Annotated in this window: 25 protein-coding genes and 1 tRNA gene; 16 read left to right on the top strand and 10 right to left on the bottom strand. The window is 34.4% G+C overall.

The features are described 5' to 3' along the window. Positions 1-85: 85 nt before the first annotated feature. Entirely contained in the window at positions 86-985 is a 900-nt protein-coding gene (locus tag B0X80_RS18490) for a DUF1838 family protein (protein ID WP_077343003.1), read from the top strand. A 336-nt stretch (positions 986-1,321) separates the two neighbouring features. On the opposite strand, the gene B0X80_RS18480 is transcribed toward B0X80_RS18490, so the two are convergent. The 3 genes from B0X80_RS18480 to B0X80_RS18470 all read right to left on the bottom strand — a co-directional run bounded on the left by B0X80_RS18480 (position 1,322) and on the right by B0X80_RS18470 (position 3,976). Continuing rightward, positions 1,322-2,245: a polysaccharide deacetylase family protein gene (locus B0X80_RS18480; protein WP_077343001.1), complete on the bottom strand. Its 924-nt coding sequence runs from the start codon at positions 2,243-2,245 to the stop codon at positions 1,322-1,324. Continuing rightward, positions 2,245-3,195: a polysaccharide deacetylase family protein gene (locus B0X80_RS18475; protein ID WP_077342999.1), complete on the bottom strand. Its 951-nt coding sequence runs from the start codon at positions 3,193-3,195 to the stop codon at positions 2,245-2,247. Before B0X80_RS18475 ends, B0X80_RS18480 begins: the two co-directional genes overlap by 1 nt. Before the next feature lie 115 nt (positions 3,196-3,310). Continuing rightward, a complete protein-coding gene (locus tag B0X80_RS18470) occupies positions 3,311-3,976 on the bottom strand; it encodes an isochorismatase family protein (protein WP_077342997.1) in 666 nt (221 codons plus the stop codon). A 352-nt stretch (positions 3,977-4,328) separates the two neighbouring features. Here B0X80_RS18470 and B0X80_RS18465 point away from each other — a divergent pair, with 352 nt between their 5' ends. Genes B0X80_RS18465 through B0X80_RS18455 form a run of 3 tightly spaced genes read left to right on the top strand, consistent with a single transcriptional unit; the run spans position 4,329 to position 6,642 of the window. After that, positions 4,329-5,057, top strand: a complete 729-nt coding sequence (locus B0X80_RS18465) for a hypothetical protein (protein ID WP_077342995.1) — start codon at positions 4,329-4,331, stop codon at positions 5,055-5,057. Continuing rightward, the gene (locus tag B0X80_RS18460; protein WP_077342993.1) at positions 5,058-6,251 is read left to right on the top strand and encodes a class I SAM-dependent methyltransferase; all 1,194 of its coding nucleotides are present in this window, start codon (positions 5,058-5,060) and stop codon (positions 6,249-6,251) included. It abuts the gene before it with no gap. A 28-nt stretch (positions 6,252-6,279) separates the two neighbouring features. Further along, positions 6,280-6,642: a hypothetical protein gene (locus B0X80_RS18455; RefSeq protein ID WP_077342991.1), complete on the top strand. Its 363-nt coding sequence runs from the start codon at positions 6,280-6,282 to the stop codon at positions 6,640-6,642. 84 nt (positions 6,643-6,726) lie between these two features. On the opposite strand, the gene B0X80_RS18450 is transcribed toward B0X80_RS18455, so the two are convergent. The 3 genes from B0X80_RS18450 to B0X80_RS18440 form a co-directional block, all read right to left on the bottom strand. Continuing rightward, positions 6,727-6,803, bottom strand: a tRNA-Pro gene (locus tag B0X80_RS18450). A 145-nt stretch (positions 6,804-6,948) separates the two neighbouring features. Continuing rightward, complete coding sequence (locus tag B0X80_RS18445) at positions 6,949-8,646, bottom strand: DUF3413 domain-containing protein (protein WP_077342989.1); 1,698 nt, start codon at positions 8,644-8,646, stop codon at positions 6,949-6,951. 34 nt (positions 8,647-8,680) lie between these two features. Next, entirely contained in the window at positions 8,681-8,914 is a 234-nt protein-coding gene (locus B0X80_RS18440) for a YejL family protein (protein ID WP_076420755.1), read from the bottom strand. Positions 8,915-8,993: 79 nt separating this feature from the next. On the opposite strand from B0X80_RS18440, the gene yejK reads away from it, so the two are divergent. The 8 genes from yejK to B0X80_RS18400 all read left to right on the top strand — a co-directional run bounded on the left by yejK (position 8,994) and on the right by B0X80_RS18400 (position 16,350). After that, positions 8,994-10,061, top strand: coding sequence for a nucleoid-associated protein YejK (gene yejK, locus B0X80_RS18435; RefSeq protein WP_077342987.1), 1,068 nt, complete (start codon positions 8,994-8,996; stop codon positions 10,059-10,061). 146 nt (positions 10,062-10,207) lie between these two features. Next, the gene (pyrC, locus tag B0X80_RS18430) at positions 10,208-11,239 is read left to right on the top strand and encodes a dihydroorotase (RefSeq protein WP_077342985.1); all 1,032 of its coding nucleotides are present in this window, start codon (positions 10,208-10,210) and stop codon (positions 11,237-11,239) included. A gap of 10 nt (positions 11,240-11,249) precedes the next feature. Beyond that, positions 11,250-12,131 (top strand): 6-pyruvoyl trahydropterin synthase family protein, encoded by an 882-nt coding sequence (locus tag B0X80_RS18425; RefSeq protein WP_077342983.1) that lies wholly within the window; start codon positions 11,250-11,252, stop codon positions 12,129-12,131. Continuing rightward, positions 12,124-12,969, top strand: coding sequence for a M23 family metallopeptidase (locus tag B0X80_RS18420; RefSeq protein ID WP_077342981.1), 846 nt, complete (start codon positions 12,124-12,126; stop codon positions 12,967-12,969). The genes B0X80_RS18425 and B0X80_RS18420 overlap by 8 nt, the downstream gene beginning before the upstream one ends. 167 nt (positions 12,970-13,136) lie before the next feature. Continuing rightward, positions 13,137-13,784 (top strand): hypothetical protein, encoded by a 648-nt coding sequence (locus tag B0X80_RS18415; RefSeq protein WP_077342979.1) that lies wholly within the window; start codon positions 13,137-13,139, stop codon positions 13,782-13,784. 267 nt (positions 13,785-14,051) lie between these two features. Beyond that, positions 14,052-14,510 (top strand): c-type cytochrome, encoded by a 459-nt coding sequence (locus B0X80_RS18410; RefSeq protein ID WP_077342977.1) that lies wholly within the window; start codon positions 14,052-14,054, stop codon positions 14,508-14,510. A gap of 53 nt (positions 14,511-14,563) precedes the next feature. Next, positions 14,564-14,947 carry a SpoIIAA family protein gene (locus B0X80_RS18405; protein ID WP_077342975.1) on the top strand — a complete coding sequence of 128 codons (384 nt, stop codon included), beginning with the start codon at positions 14,564-14,566 and terminating at the stop codon, positions 14,945-14,947. Positions 14,948-15,825: 878 nt separating this feature from the next. Continuing rightward, positions 15,826-16,350, top strand: coding sequence for a GNAT family N-acetyltransferase (locus B0X80_RS18400; protein WP_077342973.1), 525 nt, complete (start codon positions 15,826-15,828; stop codon positions 16,348-16,350). A gap of 19 nt (positions 16,351-16,369) precedes the next feature. Here the strand turns inward: B0X80_RS18400 and B0X80_RS20480 are convergent, their stop codons facing one another. From B0X80_RS20480 to B0X80_RS18385, 3 genes are all read right to left on the bottom strand, one after another. Then, on the bottom strand, positions 16,370-16,576 hold the full coding sequence (locus tag B0X80_RS20480) for a hypothetical protein (RefSeq protein ID WP_077342971.1): 207 nt from the start codon (positions 16,574-16,576) through the stop codon (positions 16,370-16,372). A gap of 80 nt (positions 16,577-16,656) precedes the next feature. After that, entirely contained in the window at positions 16,657-17,628 is a 972-nt protein-coding gene (locus tag B0X80_RS18390) for an HPP family protein (RefSeq protein WP_077342969.1), read from the bottom strand. After that, positions 17,625-17,852: a hypothetical protein gene (locus tag B0X80_RS18385; protein ID WP_076420739.1), complete on the bottom strand. Its 228-nt coding sequence runs from the start codon at positions 17,850-17,852 to the stop codon at positions 17,625-17,627. The genes B0X80_RS18390 and B0X80_RS18385 overlap by 4 nt, the downstream gene beginning before the upstream one ends. Positions 17,853-18,007: 155 nt before the next feature. Between B0X80_RS18385 and B0X80_RS18380 the strand changes: the two genes are divergently transcribed. The 4 genes from B0X80_RS18380 (at position 18,008) to B0X80_RS18365 (ending at position 22,562) form a co-directional block, all read left to right on the top strand. Beyond that, a complete protein-coding gene (locus tag B0X80_RS18380) occupies positions 18,008-18,847 on the top strand; it encodes a LysR family transcriptional regulator (RefSeq protein ID WP_077342967.1) in 840 nt (279 codons plus the stop codon). A gap of 114 nt (positions 18,848-18,961) precedes the next feature. Further along, positions 18,962-20,203 carry a tyrosine-type recombinase/integrase gene (locus tag B0X80_RS18375; protein WP_077342965.1) on the top strand — a complete coding sequence of 414 codons (1,242 nt, stop codon included), beginning with the start codon at positions 18,962-18,964 and terminating at the stop codon, positions 20,201-20,203. Between the two features lie 527 nt (positions 20,204-20,730). After that, the gene (gene hppD, locus B0X80_RS18370; protein ID WP_077342963.1) at positions 20,731-21,795 is read left to right on the top strand and encodes a 4-hydroxyphenylpyruvate dioxygenase; all 1,065 of its coding nucleotides are present in this window, start codon (positions 20,731-20,733) and stop codon (positions 21,793-21,795) included. A 365-nt stretch (positions 21,796-22,160) separates the two neighbouring features. After that, a complete protein-coding gene (locus B0X80_RS18365) occupies positions 22,161-22,562 on the top strand; it encodes a type II toxin-antitoxin system HicB family antitoxin (protein WP_077342961.1) in 402 nt (133 codons plus the stop codon). A 92-nt stretch (positions 22,563-22,654) separates the two neighbouring features. Here B0X80_RS18365 and B0X80_RS18360 read toward each other — a convergent pair whose 3' ends face one another. Further along, a complete protein-coding gene (locus tag B0X80_RS18360) occupies positions 22,655-23,269 on the bottom strand; it encodes a MarC family protein (RefSeq protein WP_077342959.1) in 615 nt (204 codons plus the stop codon). Positions 23,270-23,790 lie beyond the last annotated feature (521 nt).

The raw sequence follows: 23,790 nt of genomic DNA, 5'->3' as shown, positions 1-23,790 counted from the left end.
AAATTGGCCTAATTGACAAAACGCAAAGTAATTCAGAATTACTTAGCTCAATATTATTGTAAGAATCGTTAGGAGAGAAAGAATAATGACAATAACTAAAATACTCGCCGCATTGTTACTTAGTGGTGTAGCTAGCACAACTTTAGCTAGTACAAAAATTGATTTAAATACACCTGAAGGTAACACCGCAGCAATGCGTAAAATATTATGTGCCGTTGAAGACAATAAAGTTTCTTACTACCAATGGAAAGGTACTGCTTATTCACGCCGAATGGGTGAAAAAGACTTGAGATTGTTTAATGTTGAAGGTATGAGTGCCAGACAATGTGGAACCGTCGACGGTGGTAAAAAAGGTAAAACCTATAAATTGGTTACACGTGAAGTTTTGCTTTATACCGATCCTAAAACAGGTAAACCTCTTGATAAATGGGATAACCCTTTTACAGGAAAAACGGTTGATGTTATTCATGTAACTAATGATCCTGTAAACCAAGGGCCTAGTTTTCCTAATGACGAAAACGGTAAAGTACTCCCATGGAAAGCTAAATTTGGTGGCGAAGTGAGAGACAAAATTTGGTGGATGAAATTTGATGTACCTCTGTTTTATCACAATGATTTAGCTGGAGATTACCAAAAACAAATAGGGGGTGTTTATCATGCCACGGAAATGTTTGATTTTGTTGGTGATACTGAAAGTTTAGTATCGGGTGACTTTGCTAATACGCATGTTGACTGGGTGCGTATTGCTGATTGGCTACCATGGATGATGATGTCTGGGCGAGAAGGGACTATTTACATTCACGCAGCAGGTGAAAAAATAGCAACATTTGAAGAGCTTAGCTCAATAATGAAAGACTACATTAATAAAAATGTACCGGAATATAAAATGGCTCCGCCAGTAAACGATACTCGTAAAAATGAAACAAGCTGGTCAACTTATAAAGATGATGTGAAAGGCGAACGCTTTAATGGAAGTGCTCATTAATCAGTAGTTTTTAAAATGTTAGCACGTTTATGGCCACTATTTAGTGGCCTTTTTTGTTTTAAAATATAATGAATGTTATGCGCCCAGCAAATTTAAATGCTTTAGTTTTTTATAACGTAAAGCCATAGATATACGGTGTGATAGTTCTTTTAGTGGTAGTTTTTGAGTTGTTGTAAAAATAATTGCCCGATTTCCTTCAAAAATAAAAGTATCACCGTATATTTCTTTAAAAGTTTCAATTAACGTGGTTTTACAATTGAAATAGATAGCTATCTAAATCACCCAGCGAATAAATCTCGCGAGGTGATTTTATTTTTTAAGGGATTTTTAAATGAGCTATTTTTGTTGTGCGGTAAACTCAGTCAGTATTTCAGTAGCTGATGCGCACCAAACACCTTTAGAGGTTACGTATTCTAGAACCTTTTCAAGTTTAGCAATGCGATGCGGTTGGCCTAACATCCATGGGTGAATATTTAACGCGAGTATTCTTCCACCTTGCGTGTCAGCTTCTTTGAGTAAAAAGTCACAGGCGTCACAAATTTGTTCCACGTAAGAAGCTTCGCTATGTAGGTTATCCATAATAATGAATTTGTCTTCTAATTCGTTAGATAATGGCATTGCCCATAAGTTACCTTTATCTGTTTTAAACGAATAAGGCATGTCGTCGTTTACCCAATCACAAAAATACTTAATACCATGTTGTGCTAGTAACTCAGGTGTATTTTCACTTTCATTACGTGCAGGGCTTAACCAACCAGTAACGTCTTGTTGCGATAATTCTCGTAGCGTATCGAGTGCACGACTAATAATGTCTGATTCTTCATCTATGTTTTGACCTCCGTAATGAAGAGCATCCATATGTAGGCCGTGGCACATAATTTCGTTACCGCGCTCTTTTATTACATCAAGTAAGTAGGGGGTTCTAACGGCTAATTCGGTATTCATGGCAAACGTAGGAGTAACCTTATATTTATCAAAGGCTTTTAATAATCGGTATATTCCTACTCTATTGCCGTAGTCTCGCAAGCTGTAATGGCGTAAATCAGGATAGGGCATTGTCATGCCACCAGGTACTTTAAATGGGTCTCCTTTTTGATCTAACGGGAAAAACTGTAAAGGTACATTAATCCATAACGCGAGCTTTTTATTGTTAGGCCAAACAACCGGTTTTTGTTGAGCTAACATTTGCCAATCGTAACGGTTGTGATCCATACCATGGCTGCGGTGTGGATATTCTAGGTAGTTTTTATCTAAAGCCATTACGCACCTCCCCATTTTGCTTGTTTATTCTGTATATCGGCTAAGGTGCTATCGTAATAATGCTCAATGTAATATTCTGCAATTTCACGACCTGTAGTCACCCATACATCGTCATGACTTGTAATGTAATCGAGAGCTTCTTCGTAAGCTTTCATGCGATGAGGGCACGATACTTGGTAGTTATGGGTAGGAATACACATAATAGTACCTGACTCGTCAGCTTCTTGATAAAGCCTGTCGAAGTTGTCTTTTAATATTTGACCGTATCGACGAGGTTCCATTTTGTTAACAACAAAGGCAATGGTGTCGTTCATTTCTAATGAATAAGGTACGGATACAAATTGTTTACCGCTACGTAGTTTTATCGGTGTAGGTTGGTCGTCATGAAATAAATCACAGGTATATATGCCGCCTTTTTTACCAAAAAGTTCGGTACCAACTTCAGCAAATAAATCGAGAGTTCTTTCAGAATGAGAAAGTGCTGGAGCTAAATAACCCGCACACATTTGATCGGTATGTTTAAAAATGGTTTCCATTGAATCTTTAATCATGTCTCGTTCTTGTTGCTCAGACATACCATAGGTATAACGTGTGTTATAAATGCCATGGCTAAAAAATTCCCAATTGCGATCTTTACACATTTGAATAATTTCAGGGTGATGATCACATAACGCGGTTGATAGTGAAATTGAGCCGCGAATTCCGTATTTTTCTAACAATTCCATTTGTCGCATATGTCCAACACGATTGCCGTAATCTCTAATACTGTATCCTTGTGTGGCAGGATAAGGCTGAGGCCACGACTTTCTATGAGGATTATTAGGGGGATTTAATTCGTAAAACTCTATATTAGGAGCCACCCAAAAAGCCATTTTCTTACCATTTGGCCATTGGATTTTAGGCCTATTGTGATAAGGCCAATAGTCGTAAAATTCAGGATCACGTTTCATAATAACTCTCTACACGTAATGAGTTGCTTGATATAAGGTAAAACATCTTATAATGCTTGGTGAATAGGGCTGTTGACATTTGTCAGCCACTATTACTTTTTATGTCTGAAAAAAATTATTTTTGTTTATCTAGCCAATCAAAGACTTCGTTTACTTCTACAACATCAGCATATTTTAACGATAAGTCAGTTAAGTTGGCGTAATGGTAACTTTCATGTTTATCAGCTACACATTCTTCTGGAACAATTGTTCTATAACCTCTAGATAGCGAATCTACAGCTGTTGTTCTAATACAGCCAGAAGTAGAACCACCTGTTAGTATTACCGTATCGACTTTATGCCAAACCATTAATGATTGGAGCTGCGTTTCAAAAAACGCAGAAGGCATTTTTTTCAAATAAATAACATCTTTAACGCGATCTATTTCTAGCCGGTCGTCAAATTCACTACGGTGAGAGTCAAATTTAATATTTTGAAGAGAGTCTGGTGTATCAGTACGTGTGCCCCAAATGCCAGCGTCTTCAGCAGAATCCATATAAGCTACGTGTGTCCATACAACCGGCCAACCTAGTGCTCTAAATTTTTTGGCCAAAGTATTTACGTATTCCATCTGGCGTGGATCTGTTTCGTAGGCTGTTTTATATGTGCCTACTTCAGTATAGGCTTTTTGAGGATCAACATTAACAAGGATCGCTTTTTCACCAAAGCCAAAACGTTTTCTTGCTGGGTTGTTTTTAATATCAAAGTAAATCTCTTTTGCCGTTTTATTCGTTGTTTCCATAATTACCTTCTCAATTTTGATTTATATCATAGGCATTGTTTTAACAATTAATAACAATGCAGGTACTAGTCAGTTTTGATGAGAACTCATTAAAGTGTAGGGCAGGATGTTTACTAAGCAAATTCATTCTTTACTATTTTTTTATCAAATTCAAGACTATTTTTAAACAGTTAGCTTTTAATTTACCTTGCTCATATTGAGCACTTTTTGGTGCGTAAAATAAAATATTTATTGAGTTATTTGTTGGATATATCAATAGGATTAATTGACATCCGTCAACGACAGAAAGTTTTTTAAGTTCAGTATTAACACATCAACTTAAATTATACATAGCAGTTACAAGGTGCATTATATGAAACACAGAACAATACGCGGCACAATTCAATATACGAGTAAAAAGCCTGAACGTTTAGATCAAGAACGTGGTAGAGAGTATTTTTCAATAACTCAACAGGCAGACGGTATACGAGTATTAAATGCACATTGCGAAATTGACGATGAGCCTAATGTGATTAGAGACGTTGTACTTTCTCTAAACCCTGATGCAAGCCCTATTGACTGTAGTGTTAGGTTAACGGTGGGTGATAAATACGAAGGTTCAGGTTGGATGCGCTTTGCTAAAAACTATGTGGAATGTGAATCCCATAATCAACGTGATGGCCGTATTACTCAAAAAGTGGATATAGACGCACCTATTAAATGGCTACAAGCACACCCGATCGTTGGTGATGCTTTATTAATGAAAATATACGACTTATCGCAAGGTCCAGGTAAAACATTCTTCTCAGATATTTTTTTAACGTCACCTGATCATCGTGGAGCTACAGGGCCTTTACTTTTTAAAACAGGTTTTGGTATTCGATATGTAGGTGAAGAAAACATAACAGTAAAAGCTGGTACCTTTTTAGCTCGACATTTCCAATTAGTAGACACTGCAGGTAATTTACCTGAAGAGCATCCCCCTTATAATTTATGGTGTACAGCTGACGAAGATTACTTGTTTTTAAAAGCAGGCGTTGATGGGTATATGCAAACTCATTACGAGCTTGTTGATTATCAAATTGTTGAGGGAGGATTATAAATGTCTACGGCTAAATCATTACCCACTTGGGATGTTTTATCAAAGCACGGTGTTTTTCCTGAGGCTAATAACGAAGAAATATCTCGCTTGAATTTTTTAACACATCTAAATGTTCATTTAAGTGCGAATATATTACCTGGTGTAAAAACGGCTTACGAAAAAACGGTATTGCCTGCTTATATTAAAGAAACAGGAAAAGAGCCTACTACTCGCCATGAAATAAGAAAGGCGATGTTAGATAACCCTTATTTTCAAATGTGGAGTGGTTTACGTAGAAATACAATGGAAATGCGTCAACAAGCAGGGCGTTCACAAGTACTTAGACAAATAGAAAACCTTGTAGAAAGAGTAGAAGCATATAATAAAGATGCTTCTACTTTACAGCTTAACGACGCGATAACCATACCACCAAACGTAGGCATGGTTGATATTCATTGCCAACCTGGTTGTTACTACGAAGAATATTTTGAAAACGATGTAACCGTTGCAGCCAGTTACGATTTAGGTTTATTTGTTACAACAGCCGGTTTATTGGGGGCATTAAGTGATGGTGGTGGTAAAGCAATTACTCATTGGTTATCGAAAGATCACCCTGATTTTAAACCAAAACGTATTTTAGATATTGGTTGTACTGTTGGTCATAACGCCGTTCCTTTAGCGCAAGCATTTCCTGATGCTGAAGTTATAGCAATAGATGTAGCAAGACCAAGCTTACGCTACGCGCATGCTAGAGCCAAATCTTTAGGCGTTAATAACATTACTTTTGTTCAAGCTAATGCAGAAGATTTAAGCCAATATGAAGATGAGTCGTTTGATTTTATAACTACTTCAATGTTTTGGCATGAAACATCCCATGAATCGATGCCTAAAATATTTAAAACCATTAATCGTTTACTTAAAAAAGGTGGCTTAACGATAAACCTTGAGCAACCTCAGTACACTAATATGGGGTTATACGAACAGTTTATTCGAGATTGGGATACTTACTTTAATAACGAACCCTATTGGGGACCTATGCATGAGTTAGATCTTAAAAAGGTTTTAAACGAAAGTGGGTTTAACGGGGAAAGCATGTTTGAAGTAGGGGTTGTTTCATTAATCGATGAGAAAATATTCGGTAAAAGAGAAGCAGGCGATTCTGGTGAAGATTATGGTAGAGCCCCTGTGTGGAACGCTTTTGGGCTGTGGAAATAATCGCTAAAAGATTGAAAGATTAGGAACTATGATGACTGATATTAACAAAATAGATTTAGCCGGAACAAAAGCTAAAGGCAATCGCCCTTACTTTTTAAACGACAAACAAACAGAACAAGTTATGTCGATTACTATGGCAGTAGCAATGGAGCTTTCAGTTGCTAAAGAGCGTATCGCAACACTTGAATGTTTACTGGAAGAAAAGGGTATTTTAACGCGTGCTGAAGTTGAAAACTATAAGCCCGATGCCGCTGAAGTTGCTGCTCGTAGTATTACAACTCAAGAGTATTTAGCAAGAATATTACGCATACTACAGCAAGACAAAGAAGAACAACTGTCTGAAGACGATCCAAGTATGGAGTTTGCGCAGCAAGAACTTACCAAGGTTTGATAGCAAACCCATCTTAATAAGATGAGTTGTACTAGAAACAATAAAGCCGCTTAAAATTATATTTTAAGCGGCTTTATTTTTGTATGGTCGGAGTGACAAGATTCGAACTTGTGACCTCACGTCCCCCAGACGCACGCGCTACCAAGCTGCGCTACACCCCGAATAAGCAAACATATGAGGGCTAACTGTTTGCTGCGTACATATTAATGATTTATAAAACGAATGCAATGTAAATTAAAGACATATAGTTTCAACTGGCTAAATAATATGCTAACCCATAAATTATATCGAATTATTGCTTATGAATTAATCCGTTTCGGCTAAAGGTTTATTAAAGCGCTTAATAAAATTAACACCATCAATCATTAACGGAAAATCTGCATTTACAGATATAGGTGTTTGAAGTTGTCTTGAATAACTTTGAAATTCGCCATTTTTATCAATAAATACTGATTTGTCTTTATTAAAAACAATAATGCCTGACTCTATCGTATTAGCGATAACACGGTTCGACTTCACCGTAAGTATGTTTTGTCCATTAACAACTTTTTGAGCGCTAGCTTTACAGGTTAACCACTCACTTAATAAAGTTGGCTGAATATCCATATGGCTGGTTAAGCGCTTTAATTTATCACTATTTCTTTCAGGTATTACTAATAAAGAGGGCTTAATAGATAAACTGTCTTGAATATTTTTATTACCAATTGAACTGACAAAAACAATGTCTTTCGTGTTTTTTTGACGTTGAGACAATAGTAGGGCATCTATAAATAATTCAGCTTGAGCCGTACTTTTATCGTCAAAATAAAACACATGTAAACCAGCATTTAATTGATTAAGTTTTTCTGTAAAACTTTTTTCATTAGAGCTAAATATAAGTGACGATACACCTGTTAACTCATAAGTATTATCAAACCACTCTTTAAACCATAATGTATCAATAGTTGATTGGCTATTAGATACAACGGTAAGATCTGACGATAAGCCTCTACGCTCTATTTCTTGAAATAATAACGGTTTTATATCTTGAGATAAAATATCATTTTTATAAATAGTGGGTAAGCTATAAAATAAGTTAAACCAAGAGTTTACAGGTAACGCGTTATCTATATGCCTTGTTAAGTTAACATTTGAACTTATAGATTTTAAAGAAAACCCCGCTATTTGATTATCCGTTAACATAGACTGAGTTAATACCATAAAGACTGATTGCTTAGGTTTTTCATTAACAATACATTGTTGCGTTAATCTTGGATATTCGCTTACTTTGTGCTTTAACGATAAAGCACTTTCTTTATTTTCAACGTAGTTTTCAGCATCAAATAATTCGTATTTGGTTAACAATGTTTTAGCGGTAGACGGATACGAAAGCGGTAAAACGGTATCTTGTTTCAACACATCATAATTCCATTTAGCATCAGCCCAAATATGCGTAAAATGGCTAATAAAAAACGATGCAACTAAAACATGCACTACATACTTTGCATAAGGTACACGTTGTAACTCTTTTAAGTGTTTCCAGGCGTAATTACTTAAAGTAAGTTCTATGCTTAAAAGTAGCAAAGCAACAGAGCCTGATATAACCCAAAATTTCAAGCTGTTATGAGCAATCATATTGCTGATAAGTAGAATAATTTGATCACTTGAAGAGGCATTTAAGTGATAACCCAAACGTATAAAAACAAAAGCATCTAATAATAAGAGAAATAATGCTCCTGTGAAAATGAGTGACGCGGTTACTCTAATAAACTGCGTTTTGGGATAAATTAATATGATCGGGAATATAATTAACACAAACCCCATAAAGGTTAAAAAACCCATATGGCTTGCCCATGTGGTATATAGGTATAAGTGTCCGATCACCGTATCCGGTGTTTTTTCACCAAATACATAAAATGACGATAATAATATTGCGAGAAAAACGTTAAAAAAAGTAAACCAATGGCTCCAACTAATTAAATGTAAAAGACGTTTACTGTATGATTTAGACTCAAATGAAACCATTGGTTATATTTATTCTCTGATTTTGTTGTTAAAATTAATTTGATTGTTTATTTTGTTGTTCAACGGTTTGCTTTAGCGCTTGTGTAAAGTTAGCAACAACAGCTTCACGTTTACTTTCAGGCACTTGTTTATTGATAATTTCAGTAAGGGTATTTCCTAAACACATAAGTGCTAAATCAGGAGTTGCTTCTTCATTAATTAGGACATCAAATAGATTTTGAATGATTTTTTCTACACGTTCGTTTGAATACTTGGATACAATAGGCATCTTTAATACTTAATTTTGCAAATGATTAACTGCGGCTAGTTTATCAAATGCCCAAACAATATAAAACTGACCATTACCTATGAGTTTAATAATTTCTAATATTGCACTGCATTTTTTATCAAAAATTGAAGAAACAGGTGAAGTAACACTTCGTTTTGGACCAGAAAACAGCGAAGCAGATCACAAAATAGAAAGTTTTGTAGATTCACTTCATAAAATTTACAACAATAAAGGCAGTAAAGCTTACGGTAATTTTTCGTCAATGCCTGCCGAAGGCGATACTGCTCGTTTCGTTGATATAATGGAAAGCTACTTAGGTGACGTTCAGTCTTTTTACGACTTTAGTACACAAGCAGCCAACTTATTAAAAAATGAAATTGAAAAATACGATCTTGCTGAAACAGGCTATTTAATTGTTTGTCATTACGAATACATGGGCGGACGTTATTTACTTGCTGCTATTATTCCTATGTCTGAACATTATTCTGTAGACGGTGAACAGAATATTTCCGCAGATAAACATCTTGATACTAATAAATTACAACTAGCTGCACGTATCGATTTGTTTGATTATCAGCAAAACGCTGAAGGTCATCGCTATATCTCTTTTATAAAAGGTAGAGCTGGGCGTAAAGTATCAGACTTCTTTTTAGACTTTTTAGGTTGTGAAGAAGGTATAAATTCAAAAGAACAAACTCAAACCTTAGTACAAGCGGTTGAAGATTATGTTTCGGTTAATCAACTCGACCCACAAGAAAAACAAGACGCACGCAAAGAATTACTCAGTTACTGTAAAGAACAAAAAGCAACTGACCAAGATGTATCGATTAAAGAAATAGGTAAAGTATTAAAGCATGAAGAATCAGGACAAGACTTTTATTCTTTTTGCCAAGAACAAGCTTACCCGATTGAAGAAAACTTCCCTCATGACCAAGCAATAGTAAATAAAGTAACTAAATATTCAGGTTACGGTAGTGGTATTAGCGTAAGTTTTGAACGCGGTCACTTAGGACAAGATGTTGTTTACAACGCAGGAAACGACAGTTTAACCATTTATAAAGTACCACCAAATTTGAAAGCACAATTACTCGCTTTATTAGAAAACGAAGCTAAGAGTAATAACCCTTTCAACGATGAAAATGAATAATTGAAGTAACGCGTAATCGCTAAGTAACTAATATATATTATTTATATTGATGGGTGGCTAAAGCAAAAAACTCGCGTTAACAAATACGAATTAAACAACGAGACTTACAATAACTCTCGTTATGAATACAATATTTTAGGATTATTATGAATACATTAACAATAACTCGCCCAGACGATTGGCATGTTCACCTTAGAGATGGCGCAGCATTAAAAAATACCGTTACCGATATTAGTCGTTATTTTGGCCGCGCAGTGGTTATGCCAAATTTAGTTCCTCCGGTAACTAATGCAAAATTAGCTGACGATTATTATCAACGTATTATGGCCGTTAATCCTTCAGCAAACTTCAAACCGTTAATGGTTTTATACCTTACCGATCAAACTACAGCACAAGATATTGAAGACGCGAAAAACTCAGGGATTGTTGTTGCGGCAAAATTATATCCTGCAGGGGCAACCACTAACTCGTCTTCAGGTGTTACCAGTGTAGACAATATCGCATCAGTTATTGAAGCCATGCAAAAACACGAAATGCCTTTACTTATACATGGTGAAGTTACCACTGCGGATATTGATATTTTTGATCGCGAAGCGGTATTTATCGACACCATATTAAAACCACTTGTAGCTAAATATCCAAACTTAAACGTAGTGTTAGAACACATAACAACAAAACAAGCCGTAGATTTTGTTGAACAAGCAGGACCAAATGTTGCGGCTACTATTACCGCACACCATTTATTATATAACCGTAACCACATGCTAGTAGGCGGTATAAGACCCCACTTTTTCTGCTTACCTATTTTAAAACGCAATATTCATCAAAATGCGTTAATAAAAGCCGCAACAAGTGGTAGTGCTAAATTCTTTTTAGGTACGGATTCTGCGCCACATCCACAACATGCTAAAGAATCTGCGTGTGGTTGTGCTGGCTCTTATACAGCGCATGCTGCTATTGAGTTATACGCTGAAGTGTTTGAACAAGAAAACGCATTAGATAAACTTGAGTTATTCGCAAGTTTAAATGGCCCTGCATTTTATAATTTACCTGCCAATGAAGACAAAATTACATTAACCAAAAAAGAATGGGATGTTCCAGCTACTATGGCATTTGGTGATGATGTTGTTGTTCCTGTTAGAGCAAGTGAAGTTATAAACTGGCAAGTAAGCGAATAGGGAGCTTTTAATGCAATTATTTGTTAATGATCTTACGGTTATCGATTTTTCTTATTGTTGTGAACAACGCGGAATTGTCGGTGAGAGTTGGATAGTTGATGTGTTACTTGAAGGTGAACTCAACGAAATGAGCATGGTGCTCGACTTTAGCGTAGTAAAAAAACAAATAAAGTCGATTATAGATAACGCCGTTGATCATAAATTACTATTACCTATTAATAACAGCATGGTTTCTGTAGAGAACTCTACAACTCAGCCAGACAGCGAGTATGTGGATGTTATAAGTAAACGCGGTTCGTATTTTTTACAATCGCCTGCACAAGCGTTTGCTAAAATAGCCGCTGAAACAATAAACATATCTTCAGTAACTGATTATTTAACAAAAATCATTAAAGCAGAACTTCCCGAAAACGTAAAAGGCCTAAGCTTAGTTTTACGTGAAGAAAATATAGATACTGATTATTACCATTATACCCACGGTTTAAAATTGCATGATGGTAATTGTCAGCGCATTGCTCATGGTCATCGTTCTAAAATTCAATTGTTTAAAAATGAACAGCGCGATTTTACGCTTGAAAAACAATGGTGTGATCGCTGGGCAGATATTTATATAGCCTCTGAAGCTGATCGTATTGAAAAGTCAGACATTCAATTATCAAAATCAGCACATTCAACGTTAACAGATGAGCATCAGTATTTTTCTTATATTGCACCTCAAGGTCGTTTTGATATTGCGGTACCAACTAATGTATTAGATGTGGTTGATTGCGATTCTACTGTTGAGTTACTTGCAGACTTTATTTGCAGACAACTTAAAAAGTCATATCCTAATGATTCAATAAAAGTTATTGCTTACGAAGGTGTAGCGAAAGGAGCGATAGCTTATGACTAATTCAAATATATTTACACAAGGCATTGTTAGCACCTGTTTGTTTGCATCATTTACCTTGCTTACAACACAAGTCGCAAATGCAGCGCAATCATTTAGCTTATCAAGCAATTTAAAGCAGGGCGCTTTGATTGTTGGAAAAACAGACCCAGATAATATCGTTAAATTAAATGATAAAGTTTTAACTGTTTCTAAAAATGGTGACTTTGCTTTTGGTTTTGGCCGTGACGAAGTTAAGCCGCATACCATTAGCGTTACCAATAAGTCAGGTGTTATAGAAAAGCAAACCTTAACGCCGCAAAAGCGTGAATATAATATTCAACGCATTAACGGCATTAAGCAAAGCATAATGAAACCCAACCCTGTTGCTGTTTCTCGTTCACAAAAAGACAATGCACAAATTGCCAAGGCTAGAACAACTTTAAGTGATCGCACAGCTTTTGCTCATGGTTTTATTGCGCCTATCGATGGAAAAATTACCGGTGTATATGGCAGCCAACGCGTATTTAATGGTGAGAAAAAACGTCCGCACTTCGGTTTAGATTATGCAGGTAAAACAGGTGATCCTGTAAAAGCACCGGCTGATGGTGAAATTTTATTATTTGAGCCAGATATGTTTTATTCTGGTGGAACGATGATCATCGACCATGGCCATGGCGTTACTTCAACATTTTTACATTTAAGTGCATCCAAAGTAAAAACCGGAGATGTAGTTAAACAAGGTCAAGTTATCGCCAGTGTAGGTTCAAGCGGTAGAGCTACGGGGCCACATCTCGACTGGCGCATTAACTGGTTTGGTGTACGTTTAGATCCTGCTTATGTTTTGGAATTACCCAAATAACAACTTTAGATCGCATACTGTAAGTTTAGTTATAAATACCTACAAAAACTTACAGTTGACTACAATTTATAAACAGACAAATAAGTAACTATTTTGGATACTCTTTTAAATAATTATCACTCATCAGTGTGTGAACATACTGTTTTAATACATTAAGAGATCATCAAATGGACAAGTTGAAAAAAAATCTAGTTTTAGCATCAATATTAGCGACGTCCTCAATTATCAGTGGCTGTAACGATGAAGCTATTACCTATAACGACTCAAAAATCAGCTATATAAATGCGTTAGATGAGCAAGCAACATTTTTTATTAAAGAAAATGGTGCTTCAGGAGACGTTTATAATAATAAACATAGAGTTATAAGCTTACTAAAAGAGACTGCAAGCGGTGAAATTAAACACACTTGGTTTGGTTTTAAACAAAGCCAAATAGCCGTAGAAGATACAAATACACGTAGTCATTATACAAGTATTAAGAAAACGTTAAGAGATAAACGTAATTATTGGACTGTTGCCTGGTTAGATAATAATGATTATGAACTGTCTATTTTTGAAAAAGAAACTTCAAATATGGAGGGATTATATCGTGTTAGAGTATTTAGTGATGGCCAATATCCCATCTATGTAAATGGAAATACAACAAATACTCGTGTTACTAAAAAAGGAGAAGTCTCTGATTTTTTTAGTGTTGAAAAGTGTACAGAATTAAAAATTGCAAATAACAATATTGATCTATGTAAGGGCGATTTTGGTAAATCTTATTTAGCTGTTGTAGATGAAAACGGCTTATTATCATTAACTGAAGAAATTTAAGAATGTGAATATACAAACGTATAAACTTTACTTTTATACGTTTTATTTTAAATTAAACAAAAGTTCAAACTCCCACCACAATATATTTAACCTCATCAAAAGCCTTTCTAAAATATTCAATAATAAATTGATCTAGCTCATTTTTTGTTCACAAAAATAACTATTAAACTTATAAATCAATTAAAGTTAATAACACGTTAACGTATTCAATCAATGATTTTAACGAGTAAATATCTTTTTACTTTAATTAACTATATAGGTATCGATATGAAATATTTATTACTCTTTTTAAGTATATCTTTAATCAGTATTAGCCTTATAAGTTGCGATTTAGGTCCTGAATCACCTAGAGGCTTTAGTTTCCCTAAGGGAGATATTAACAAAGGTAAGGCTGTATTGGTTAAATATCAGTGTTTAGCTTGTCATCAAATTAAAGGCATTTCCCCTGAAGAAGGAATAAATAACCCTGATTTAAACGTTGTTTTAGGAGGAAAATCAACAAAAGTAAAAACGTATGCTGAGTTGGTAACAAGCATTATTAATCCATCACATAAAATAGCGAGAGGTTATCCACGTGATGAGGTGACTATTAATGGTAAATCAAAAATGACGAATTTTAATGATGTAATGACGGTAACTGAATTAGTAAATTTAGTGACATTTTTAGAATCACATCATGAGTTAATACCATATAGACATACAGATTATCAATATTATGGCTATTAAAAACAACGGATTATCTGTTAACAAATAAGTAAGTAGAAAATATGGAGCGTAAAATGAAAACAGTAAAACACGGTTTATCTATAGGAATAGAAAGAGTTGATAATGAGTTTTTTCTCTCATTAAAAGCAGTTGGCAAACTTACGCATGCTGATTATGAAATTATAACACCTATAATTGATTCAGCTTTAGCAGAAGTTAAGGAACCAAAGGTAGATGTGTTAATTGATGGAACAGAATTAGAAGGATGGGAATTAAGAGCTGCATGGGATGATTTAAAACTTGGACTTAAACATAATAATGAATTTAATAAAATAGCGATTTATGGAAATAAAAACTGGCAGCAAATAACAGCTAAAGTTGGATCTTGGTTTATGTCAGGAGAAGTTAAATACTTCGACAATATGATAGATGCAATCCACTGGATAAAACCTAAATAACATAAAAGTATGGGATATTTGAATTAGTTTAAACAGATAAAAGTACCAATAGAAGTGTTATGTATTTCACATACACCACTAAGTCCGATACTGTTCAGTATCGGACTTAGTGTGTTTGGCGCTTTTAATAAGTGCTTAGCCTCAATTTACCCGCATTATGTAAAGTTTAGTTATATTCAATTAATGAATATAACTTTTAAAGTACCTGGCCAGCTTATTGTTATTATGCACATGCTTATAAATTACAAATGAATATTAATAACAGCTAAAGCTAAATATTTTTTATGATCGATCATCAATAGTTATTTAAAGTATATTCAGCTGTGCGTGTCTAAACTCCTAAGCACCAAATGTATTTTGATCAACTTTTAACTTAGCCCAACTGATAATAGAATTCATTATAATTGTAAGAAATGAATAAGCCAGATCAAATCTTTGAATGATTTATGAATGATGCTGAACGTTTTGATTTAAGCTTTAATCTAAAAAAGTAACTTTTAATTAAGGAAGAAAAATTCTCTTTTAGAATATGATGATATTTTTAGTATCTATTGTAGTGGTCAACTAATTTTGGCTCCGTAAATTTCAATCGTTACATCCACAACTAACCATGTGGCTAAATCCGTAAATACTTCAAACATTTTTCACCTAATACGTTATTTCATACTTTTTCTCGTTATCATTCAAAATGCATTATGAAATACGTATATCGATTGGTAACGGGTATATAATTACACTGTACGACTTAGCAGTTAGATATACTATTAAAGTAACTCGCTACTACTAACCTGATTGATCTAGGTCAATGTCTGCAAACTAAAATCTAATAAGGTATCCCTACTACTGTTACATAAAAGCTACTATAAAAGGGATACGTTATGACAAAAAATATCACCAGTGATCACATACATGTGACACTCGAAGAATTGGCGATTAGCGTCCGCCCAATAACTGCAGATGACGAAGAAATTGAAGCTGAATTTGTACGGCAGCTATCATTAGAAACTAAACATGAGCGTTTTTTTGAAGGGATAAAAGAGTTGTCACCCAATATGTTAAAAACCTTATGTAATATCGACTACGTTAATACAATGGCATACATCGCCACGGTTCAATATAAGGGTAAAGAAAAGGAAATTGGGGTATGTCGCTATAATACTGGTGCCAATCTAGATGAACGCGAAATGGCATTAACAATAGCTGATGATGTCCCGTATGAGTCTGTTGCGACTCTTTTAATTAATACCTTGTCAGATCACGCTCGAAAGAACAAAGTAAAACGCCTGTTCTCTATTGATCTAAACAGTAATAATAGAATGCAAAAATTAGCTAATTCTCTTGGCATGACAACCAAAAAAGATCCTGAAGATGCATGCCAAGTTATTTATACTTTATCTTTGTAATTTCTTTTAAACAGGTCGCTTAACATGATTTTAAGGCAAGCCAACAACCGCCTGAAATATCGATAAATTTACCTAAAACAAGCCCTGCAATTATGCCTATTCCAATAGGATCTTGAATGCTAAAAAATTTATTAATAAATTCTGTAGAAAATTGGTGATGGCCTATTTTAAAAAACTGTAGTGATAACTTAGTTTGATCGCCCCAAAGTTTATTTTTTGGCATCATGTTGCTCTCATTAATTGAGACTTGAATTAGTCTCTTATTGAAATGGGGTTAAAATTCAAACAATCAATGATTAAAAGCCTCTAAGTATATTCAGAGGTTCGAGCCCAAACACCAAATGTATTTTGGTCAACTTCGAACTTAGCCCAACTGACAAATTCGTTAACGGTACATTGTCCAAATGATCCTGAATTAATTCCAGCTAACACGGTAAACTTAACGCTTTGTTTATTAATAGCTGATATTTGTCTGATCTCCCATTTGTTACCAATTTTACCATTACTGTATGCAAAGCCTGCTGCAATTTCCGTTGGATGTTCGATGTCTAATTCTGCATGACGCTTAGCATTTTCAAAAATCTCAACCCAAGCTTCATCTGTTATATCAATATAAGAACCGTGCTCGCTGATCGACTTCATAAAGTCTTCAATGGTAATTTCGTTTTCTCGATCACCAGGAGAAATTTTTCCTTCTGAGTGAGTTTTAAAATAACTATGGGATGGATAACGTCTCCAACGAAATGGATAATTAAGAATAATGCCCGCTAAAATAATAATCACTGAGTTAAGTAATGTAGGAACTAATATATAATTAAAGCCTAATTCGTGAATAGCATCTCCACCTAAAACTGCGCCTAATGCCGTTGCGCCACCAGGTGGATGAATACATCTTAAATATGACATTGCTAAAATAGCTAAAGCAACAGCAAAAGCCGCGGCTACGATTACATTACTACCCAAATATTTCCAAGATAAAACTCCTAGTAAAGCACTAACCACATTCCCTGCAAGCACTTGCCATGGCTGAGAAAGCGCACCATGTGGTATAGCAAAAACAAGTACAGATGTTGCCGCAATCGATATTAATACATAAGTATTATAAGAAACCTGTTCTGTTACATTGATATAATTTAAACATAATTGAGAAAAATAAATCACAGATATTATTGCGATTAATGAGGTTAACGAGCCTAAAATAATATCTTTGAATGGTGTTTTTGTTGTTGGTAACCCTAGATATAACCTACATTCCTTAACAATAGAGTTATTTCTCATTCTTTTAAACCCAACTCTTTCAGCGTGAATAACCGAAGAACATAAGAGAGTTTAAATAAAGCGGGCATAATCATTATTGTTATGTGCCCTGCTATTTGTTCCACTATTGTGAGTTTTTCGTCCATACCATAAACCAGTGCTATAGCACTTAGCGTAATTATAAGAGTTAAAGCAATCATTACATTAGCAAAACGTAACAGAGTAGGTATAGACGGATTGAACATTAATATAGCCCTATTTAATTGACTTAAAAAACGCACCACCATCGATCATGGAGTGGCACGATTTTGGAGCAAAGATAGTATCTAAGAAAAATATATGTGTATAATGAATAATATTTAGGTTTATTATTGGTTATATCGATATTAACGGAAGTTTTATGGATTATATTGCGGCTAAAACGTTTCTTTCAATTTGTAATACGGGTACTTTTGGTGCATCCGCTATTGAACTTAATGTAACTCAAACAACAGTTACTGCACGTATAAAATCATTAGAAAACGAACTTAACTGCGCTTTATTTATCAGAAATAAAAGCGGAGCTAAATTAACAAAAGATGGCGAGCACTTTAAATCATACGCAACACAAATTGTTCAAACATGGCATGCAGCAAAAAGAGATTTACCATTACCACTTGTATCTAAAGACAGCCTTGCTATAGGTGTTGATTTAACACTCTGGAACCCTATAGCCGCCAAATGGCTTGTTCAAATTAATAAAAACAATCCTGAACTTGCATTAAACCTTGAAGTTGGTGACAGTAAACAGTTATGTGAAAAAGTAAGATCAGGCGGATTAGATGCCGCATTAGTTCATCAACCAGAATATAGTTCGCATATTATTGTAGAACATTTATTAGATGAAAAATTAATACGCGTTCAAGCCAAAAATAATAGCGAACCCTACATGTATATAGATTGGGGAGACGAATACCGAAGACTACATGATAATGCTCTACCAGAATTAGCTCGTAGTAATATATCAATCAGTTTAGGGCCTGTCGCTTTACAGGTTATGTTAAAGTCTGGCGGAAGTGGTTATTTTAGAACACGTGTCATTAATCGATATTTAGAGCAAGGACTTATTGAGTTAACACCTAATTCACCACAATTTTCATATCCGGTTTATCTTATTTGTTATGCTCAAAAAGACATTAATATTAATAAGTTAAAACAACAACTCATTCACGTATTTGAAGAGAATGACGACTGGTTTTAATAAATATTAAAGACCCCTGCCGCCTTTACTCATCAATTTAAAAACTAGTATTGGACATAGTGTTTTTAACAAATTAAACTAGCTTATGCTCAGATAAACTCGCTAAAATTTAAAATGCCATTAACAAAGCCTATACCATTATATCCATCGTATATCGATTTACTTGAATTCGATTTTGAAGATTATCCTGAACTCGATACAATATTTTCATCAGAACCTGATTGGTGGTTAGAGCATTTTAAATGGGGGCAGTCTTTTTTAGAATACACTGGGAGAAATAAATCTATTCATACCTATGATCGTTTTAGAAATGAAGTAGAACGTTTTTTATTATGGTCGTTTATTATTAAAAAAATGCCTATTGATCAGTTACGTAAAACAGATATTTTAGAATATGCTGATTTTTGTTGGCAGCCGCCAGTTACATGGATCGGTACATCGAACCAAGAACGCTTTAAGTTATCGAACGGCTACTCTTCAGCGAATGAACTTTGGGCGCCTTATAAAATTCAAATCCCTAAAAGCCAGAAAAACCAAACAGTTATCGATAAGAAAAAATATCGTCCATCTCAGCAAACCTTAACCTCATCATTTACTGCAATTATTGTGTTTTATAACTACTTAATGGCTGAAGAATATTGTTTGGGGAATCCTGCACAAATAGCAAAAAAAGATTGTAGACATTTTATTACCGACGCACAGGTAAAAGAAGTTAAACGATTAAGCTCAGTACAATGGCAATATGTATTAGATACAGCAATTGATATGGCTAACGAAGATGAAACCTTTGAACGTAGCTTATTCGTAATCGCCTCATTGAAAACCTTGTTTTTACGTATATCAGAATTATCGGAGCGCCCTGCTTGGTCGCCCATTATGGGGCATTTCTGGCAAGATGAAGATGATAACTGGTGGTTAAAAGTATTTGGTAAAGGCCGTAAATTACGAGATACAACAGTACCCGTAGATTTTCTCCCTTTTTTAAAACGCTATCGCGCATCAAGAGGTTTATCAAGTTTACCTACGAGCAGTGAAAACACCGTGTTAGTTGAAAAAATAAGAGGTCAAGGTGGAATGACATCAAGACACTTAAGACGCTTAGTACAAACGGTTTTTGATCGTGCTTACTTAACTATGAAACAACACGTAGGTGAAGATAAAGCCTTAAAATTAAAAGAAGCTTCAACACATTGGCTCAGACATACCGGCGCAAGCATGGAAATAGAACGTGGTCGCCCTCTTAAAGATGTTTCTGAAGATCTTGGTCATGCCAGTATGGCAACAACAGATACTGTATATGTTCAAAGTGAGAACAAATTACGAGCTGAAAGTGGTAAAAAACGCAAAGTTAATTAACTATTTTTTAGTTTAAATGAAATATTTAAAAACAGCATTCTAGATTACATCCTATCTAAATATTTTTATTACATAATAAAAATAAAGACTTACATAAGATAGTTAAGTTTTATCATTTTAAAAGTCATAAGGTTCGGTGTGTAGATATGTTTACACATAATAATATTCTATCATCTCACACAATACTCTATAAGCACTTGATTATTAATGATTAAATAATCAAGTGTTAGGTTATTAAACAATAAAATATTGAATAATAACTTATCAAAAAATGTCATTTTCTTATATTGCTTATTAATCATTTACAGCCTTTGTTCTTATACATTTACACTTCAATTCAAAACCTTGCCAAACATTAATAATTATTTGTTTTATAACGATAAAATCATAAATAAAGTTAACTATCTGTATAAATTGACATGCATCGGTAACTTATATAATTTCGATCTATAACGTATTTACATGCATTGAGTTATGTTGTTTAAAACATAACCAGATATTAAACATTAATAAAAATAGAGGTACACATGGCCGATTTATTTGAAAACCCTATGGGGTTAGATGGTTTTGAATTTATTGAGTTTGCATCACCTACTCCAGGTATTTTAGAACCTGTTTTTGATATGTTAGGTTTTAGTAAAATAGCTACGCATCGTTCAAAAAATGTAGATCTATATCGTCAAGGCGGTATTAATTTAATTCTGAATAAAGAACCTAAAAGTGTGGGTGGTTATTTTGCTTCTGAACACGGTCCTAGTGCTTGCGGTATGGCATTTCGAGTTAAAAATGCACAAAAAGCGTATGAAAGAGCTTTAGCTTTAGGTGCTCAACCCGTAGAAATTCCAACCGGACCAATGGAATTGCGTTTACCTGCAATTAAAGGTATTGGTGGTGCACCACTGTATTTAATTGATAGATATGAAGATGGCTCATCAATATACGATATAGATTTCATTTACGAAGAAGGTGTTGATAAACACCCTAAGGGATGTGGCTTTAACGTAATCGATCATTTAACTCATAATGTTTATCGTGGTCGTATGAACTTTTGGGCTGACTTTTATGAACGATTATTTAACTTTAGAGAAATACGTTATTTCGATATAAAAGGAGAATATACAGGATTATTTTCAAAAGCCTTAACAGCTCCAGATGGTTTAATTCGTATTCCGTTAAATGAAGAAGCGAGCCAAGGTATTGGGCAAATTGAAGAATTTTTAATGAAATATAACGGTGAAGGTATTCAACATATAGCCTTTTCTTGTGACGATTTACCGGCGTGTTTAGATCGATTAAAAGAACGTGGAGTTCCTTTAATGAAAGCTCCACCACAAACTTATTACGATATGCTAGAAGAACGTTTACCCGGTCATGGTGAAAATGTTAGTGAATTACAAACCCGTGGTATTTTATTAGACGGTACAACAACTGATGGACCTAAACTACTTTTACAAATATTTTCTGAGACCGTGGTTGGCCCTGTATTTTTCGAGTTTATACAACGCAAGCAAGATGACGGTTTTGGCGAAGGTAATTTTAAAGCATTGTTTGAATCTATTGAACGTGATCAAGTAGAAAGAGGAGTTATTTAAAGTCAGTTTTTATATATCCACCTGTAAAGGCTAGTGTTTCAGCTAGCCTTGTTTTATTCAAATATACCGCCTTCATTTACCTCTCTATTCAATGTTATTAACATAAATATTATTTTTCTCACATGAGAACAACAACCCCGACAACCCTTTAATTAAAAGGTGTTTACTCTATTTTTATTGATTCAAGTGCTAAGTGAATGTTCACTTTACCACGTAAGGAGTTATTAGAGTCTTATTTTTAATGGTGATTAGGGTTGCTGGAGTTGTAATGATATTATTATTAAGGGTTGCCAGGGTTATCGCGGTGTGTTATTTTAGGGTTGTCAGAGTTATACTTTTTGTATTGAAAGTTTTAAGGAAATAACATGAAATACCCTGTTTCAATTACTAAAGAAAATATGCCGAACTACTCTTTATCAGTGGTTGATTTACCAGGATGTAAAGTTAAAGCAGAAACGATTGATGAAGGCTTAACGAAGTTAAAAAAAGTAGTAGGTGATCATCTTGAAATTTTAGCTGAGTACGGTGAAGCAATACCCAATGCCAAGTTAATTGATCACCATTTAAAACAAAATGAAAATGTAATTTGGGCAATTATAGAAATCGATATTGTTCCGTACTTAGGAAAAAGTCAGAAAATTAATGTTACCCTTCCTGAATTACTTATTAAGAAAATAGATGATCGGGTAAGTAAATCACCTCAGCATAAAACACGTTCTGGTTTTATCGCTTCAGTATGTTTAAATGAATTGTCGAAGGAAATTTAAGAGGTAGCTTAGCAAGCTATAATTTTTGAGAGTGTAATAGCTACAAGTTACCCTAACAATAGTTCAGCTAGGGTAACTTTGTTATCTATGTTTTATAAATGCTTATAGTATTCGCTTAATCCTGCAAGTACATTAGTGGTTGCAACCGATGAAAGAATTAATCCCATAACTCTGCTAATAACACTTGCACCGCTATCACCAATAAAACGATTAATAAAACCAGCAAGTAACATCAATACGTATACCAAAACTAAAACCGACATCATTACTAATGCTGTTTGCACTTGTTCCCAAATACTATAAACCGAATTTTTTGTTAACAGAACGGCTGCTAGCATTGCCCCGGGGCTTGCAATTGAAGGAACAGCTAAAGGGAAAATAGCGGTTTCATGATGAGATCGTCCTAGTAGTTTAATTTCTTGCTCTGGTTTACTATCGCCAAATATCATACTAAGCGCGAATAAAAATAATATTATCCCTCCTGATATTTGAAACGCAGGAAGAGGAATAGATAAAGCCTGTAATACTATTTCTCCTACCGCCATAAAAAATAATAATACACACATAGATACAACCGTTGATAAGAAAGCAATACGGCGTTTTGTTTTTTGATCATATTTATCTGTTACCGCAATAAATACGGGTACAGTACCAATGGGATCTACAACAGCAAAAAAGGTAATAAATACAGCGAGAAGATCGATCATATAAAAATTACTCCAAATTAATTAATCACGATAAAATATCAGTGTGGTTTAGTGAGAAAATTTATTGTTAAGTTAGAATGTGAATGGTAAGAATCAAAAACTGATAATAATTTTATGATTGATACCCATTTATAAATGGTATGTTGTTAATGCTGAAAATTTATTGCAAAAAAACGGTTATGAATGAAGTCTAAATGTATTGTAATATTTGTTAATTAAACTGCCAAGTATTTCAGTGTAACTAATGATGAAATACAGCTAAATTTTAATGAAATATGGAATGGCTACCAAAATAATACCGACAATAATAAGCATGGCTACACTCGACATAAAATAAGGAAAAACAAACAGAGATAAACCAATACAAAATGGAACAATAGCTTTTTGTTTTTTCCCATAGATAAAATAACCAAGAGGGGGCGTTCAAAATTCTGTGTCAGCTTAAATTCTTAAATATCGAGCACGCTGTCTAAACGTCCCTCAAAATAAATCGCTAACTGAGATAAACAAAGGCTCCAATT

It is taken from the genome of Pseudocolwellia agarivorans, from assembly GCF_002000085.1.
Taxonomy (GTDB): Bacteria; Pseudomonadota; Gammaproteobacteria; order Enterobacterales; family Alteromonadaceae; genus Pseudocolwellia; species Pseudocolwellia agarivorans.
This window is presented reverse-complemented; position numbering and strand designations above follow the sequence as displayed.

Coding starts and splice junctions, on each gene's coding strand:
- B0X80_RS18490 (WP_077343003.1), top strand. CDS start 86: ATGACAATAACTAAAATACTCGCCGCATTGTTACTTAGTGGTGTAGCT.
- B0X80_RS18480 (WP_077343001.1), bottom strand. CDS start 2,245: ATGGCTTTAGATAAAAACTACCTAGAATATCCACACCGCAGCCATGGT.
- B0X80_RS18475 (WP_077342999.1), bottom strand. CDS start 3,195: ATGAAACGTGATCCTGAATTTTACGACTATTGGCCTTATCACAATAGG.
- B0X80_RS18470 (WP_077342997.1), bottom strand. CDS start 3,976: ATGGAAACAACGAATAAAACGGCAAAAGAGATTTACTTTGATATTAAA.
- B0X80_RS18465 (WP_077342995.1), top strand. CDS start 4,329: ATGAAACACAGAACAATACGCGGCACAATTCAATATACGAGTAAAAAG.
- B0X80_RS18460 (WP_077342993.1), top strand. CDS start 5,058: ATGTCTACGGCTAAATCATTACCCACTTGGGATGTTTTATCAAAGCAC.
- B0X80_RS18455 (WP_077342991.1), top strand. CDS start 6,280: ATGATGACTGATATTAACAAAATAGATTTAGCCGGAACAAAAGCTAAA.
- B0X80_RS18445 (WP_077342989.1), bottom strand. CDS start 8,646: ATGGTTTCATTTGAGTCTAAATCATACAGTAAACGTCTTTTACATTTA.
- B0X80_RS18440 (WP_076420755.1), bottom strand. CDS start 8,914: ATGCCTATTGTATCCAAGTATTCAAACGAACGTGTAGAAAAAATCATT.
- yejK (WP_077342987.1), top strand. CDS start 8,994: ATGAGTTTAATAATTTCTAATATTGCACTGCATTTTTTATCAAAAATT.
- pyrC (WP_077342985.1), top strand. CDS start 10,208: ATGAATACATTAACAATAACTCGCCCAGACGATTGGCATGTTCACCTT.
- B0X80_RS18425 (WP_077342983.1), top strand. CDS start 11,250: ATGCAATTATTTGTTAATGATCTTACGGTTATCGATTTTTCTTATTGT.
- B0X80_RS18420 (WP_077342981.1), top strand. CDS start 12,124: ATGACTAATTCAAATATATTTACACAAGGCATTGTTAGCACCTGTTTG.
- B0X80_RS18415 (WP_077342979.1), top strand. CDS start 13,137: ATGGACAAGTTGAAAAAAAATCTAGTTTTAGCATCAATATTAGCGACG.
- B0X80_RS18410 (WP_077342977.1), top strand. CDS start 14,052: ATGAAATATTTATTACTCTTTTTAAGTATATCTTTAATCAGTATTAGC.
- B0X80_RS18405 (WP_077342975.1), top strand. CDS start 14,564: ATGAAAACAGTAAAACACGGTTTATCTATAGGAATAGAAAGAGTTGAT.
- B0X80_RS18400 (WP_077342973.1), top strand. CDS start 15,826: ATGACAAAAAATATCACCAGTGATCACATACATGTGACACTCGAAGAA.
- B0X80_RS20480 (WP_077342971.1), bottom strand. CDS start 16,576: ATGATGCCAAAAAATAAACTTTGGGGCGATCAAACTAAGTTATCACTA.
- B0X80_RS18390 (WP_077342969.1), bottom strand. CDS start 17,628: ATGAGAAATAACTCTATTGTTAAGGAATGTAGGTTATATCTAGGGTTA.
- B0X80_RS18385 (WP_076420739.1), bottom strand. CDS start 17,852: ATGTTCAATCCGTCTATACCTACTCTGTTACGTTTTGCTAATGTAATG.
- B0X80_RS18380 (WP_077342967.1), top strand. CDS start 18,008: ATGGATTATATTGCGGCTAAAACGTTTCTTTCAATTTGTAATACGGGT.
- B0X80_RS18375 (WP_077342965.1), top strand. CDS start 18,962: ATGCCATTAACAAAGCCTATACCATTATATCCATCGTATATCGATTTA.
- hppD (WP_077342963.1), top strand. CDS start 20,731: ATGGCCGATTTATTTGAAAACCCTATGGGGTTAGATGGTTTTGAATTT.
- B0X80_RS18365 (WP_077342961.1), top strand. CDS start 22,161: ATGAAATACCCTGTTTCAATTACTAAAGAAAATATGCCGAACTACTCT.
- B0X80_RS18360 (WP_077342959.1), bottom strand. CDS start 23,269: ATGATCGATCTTCTCGCTGTATTTATTACCTTTTTTGCTGTTGTAGAT.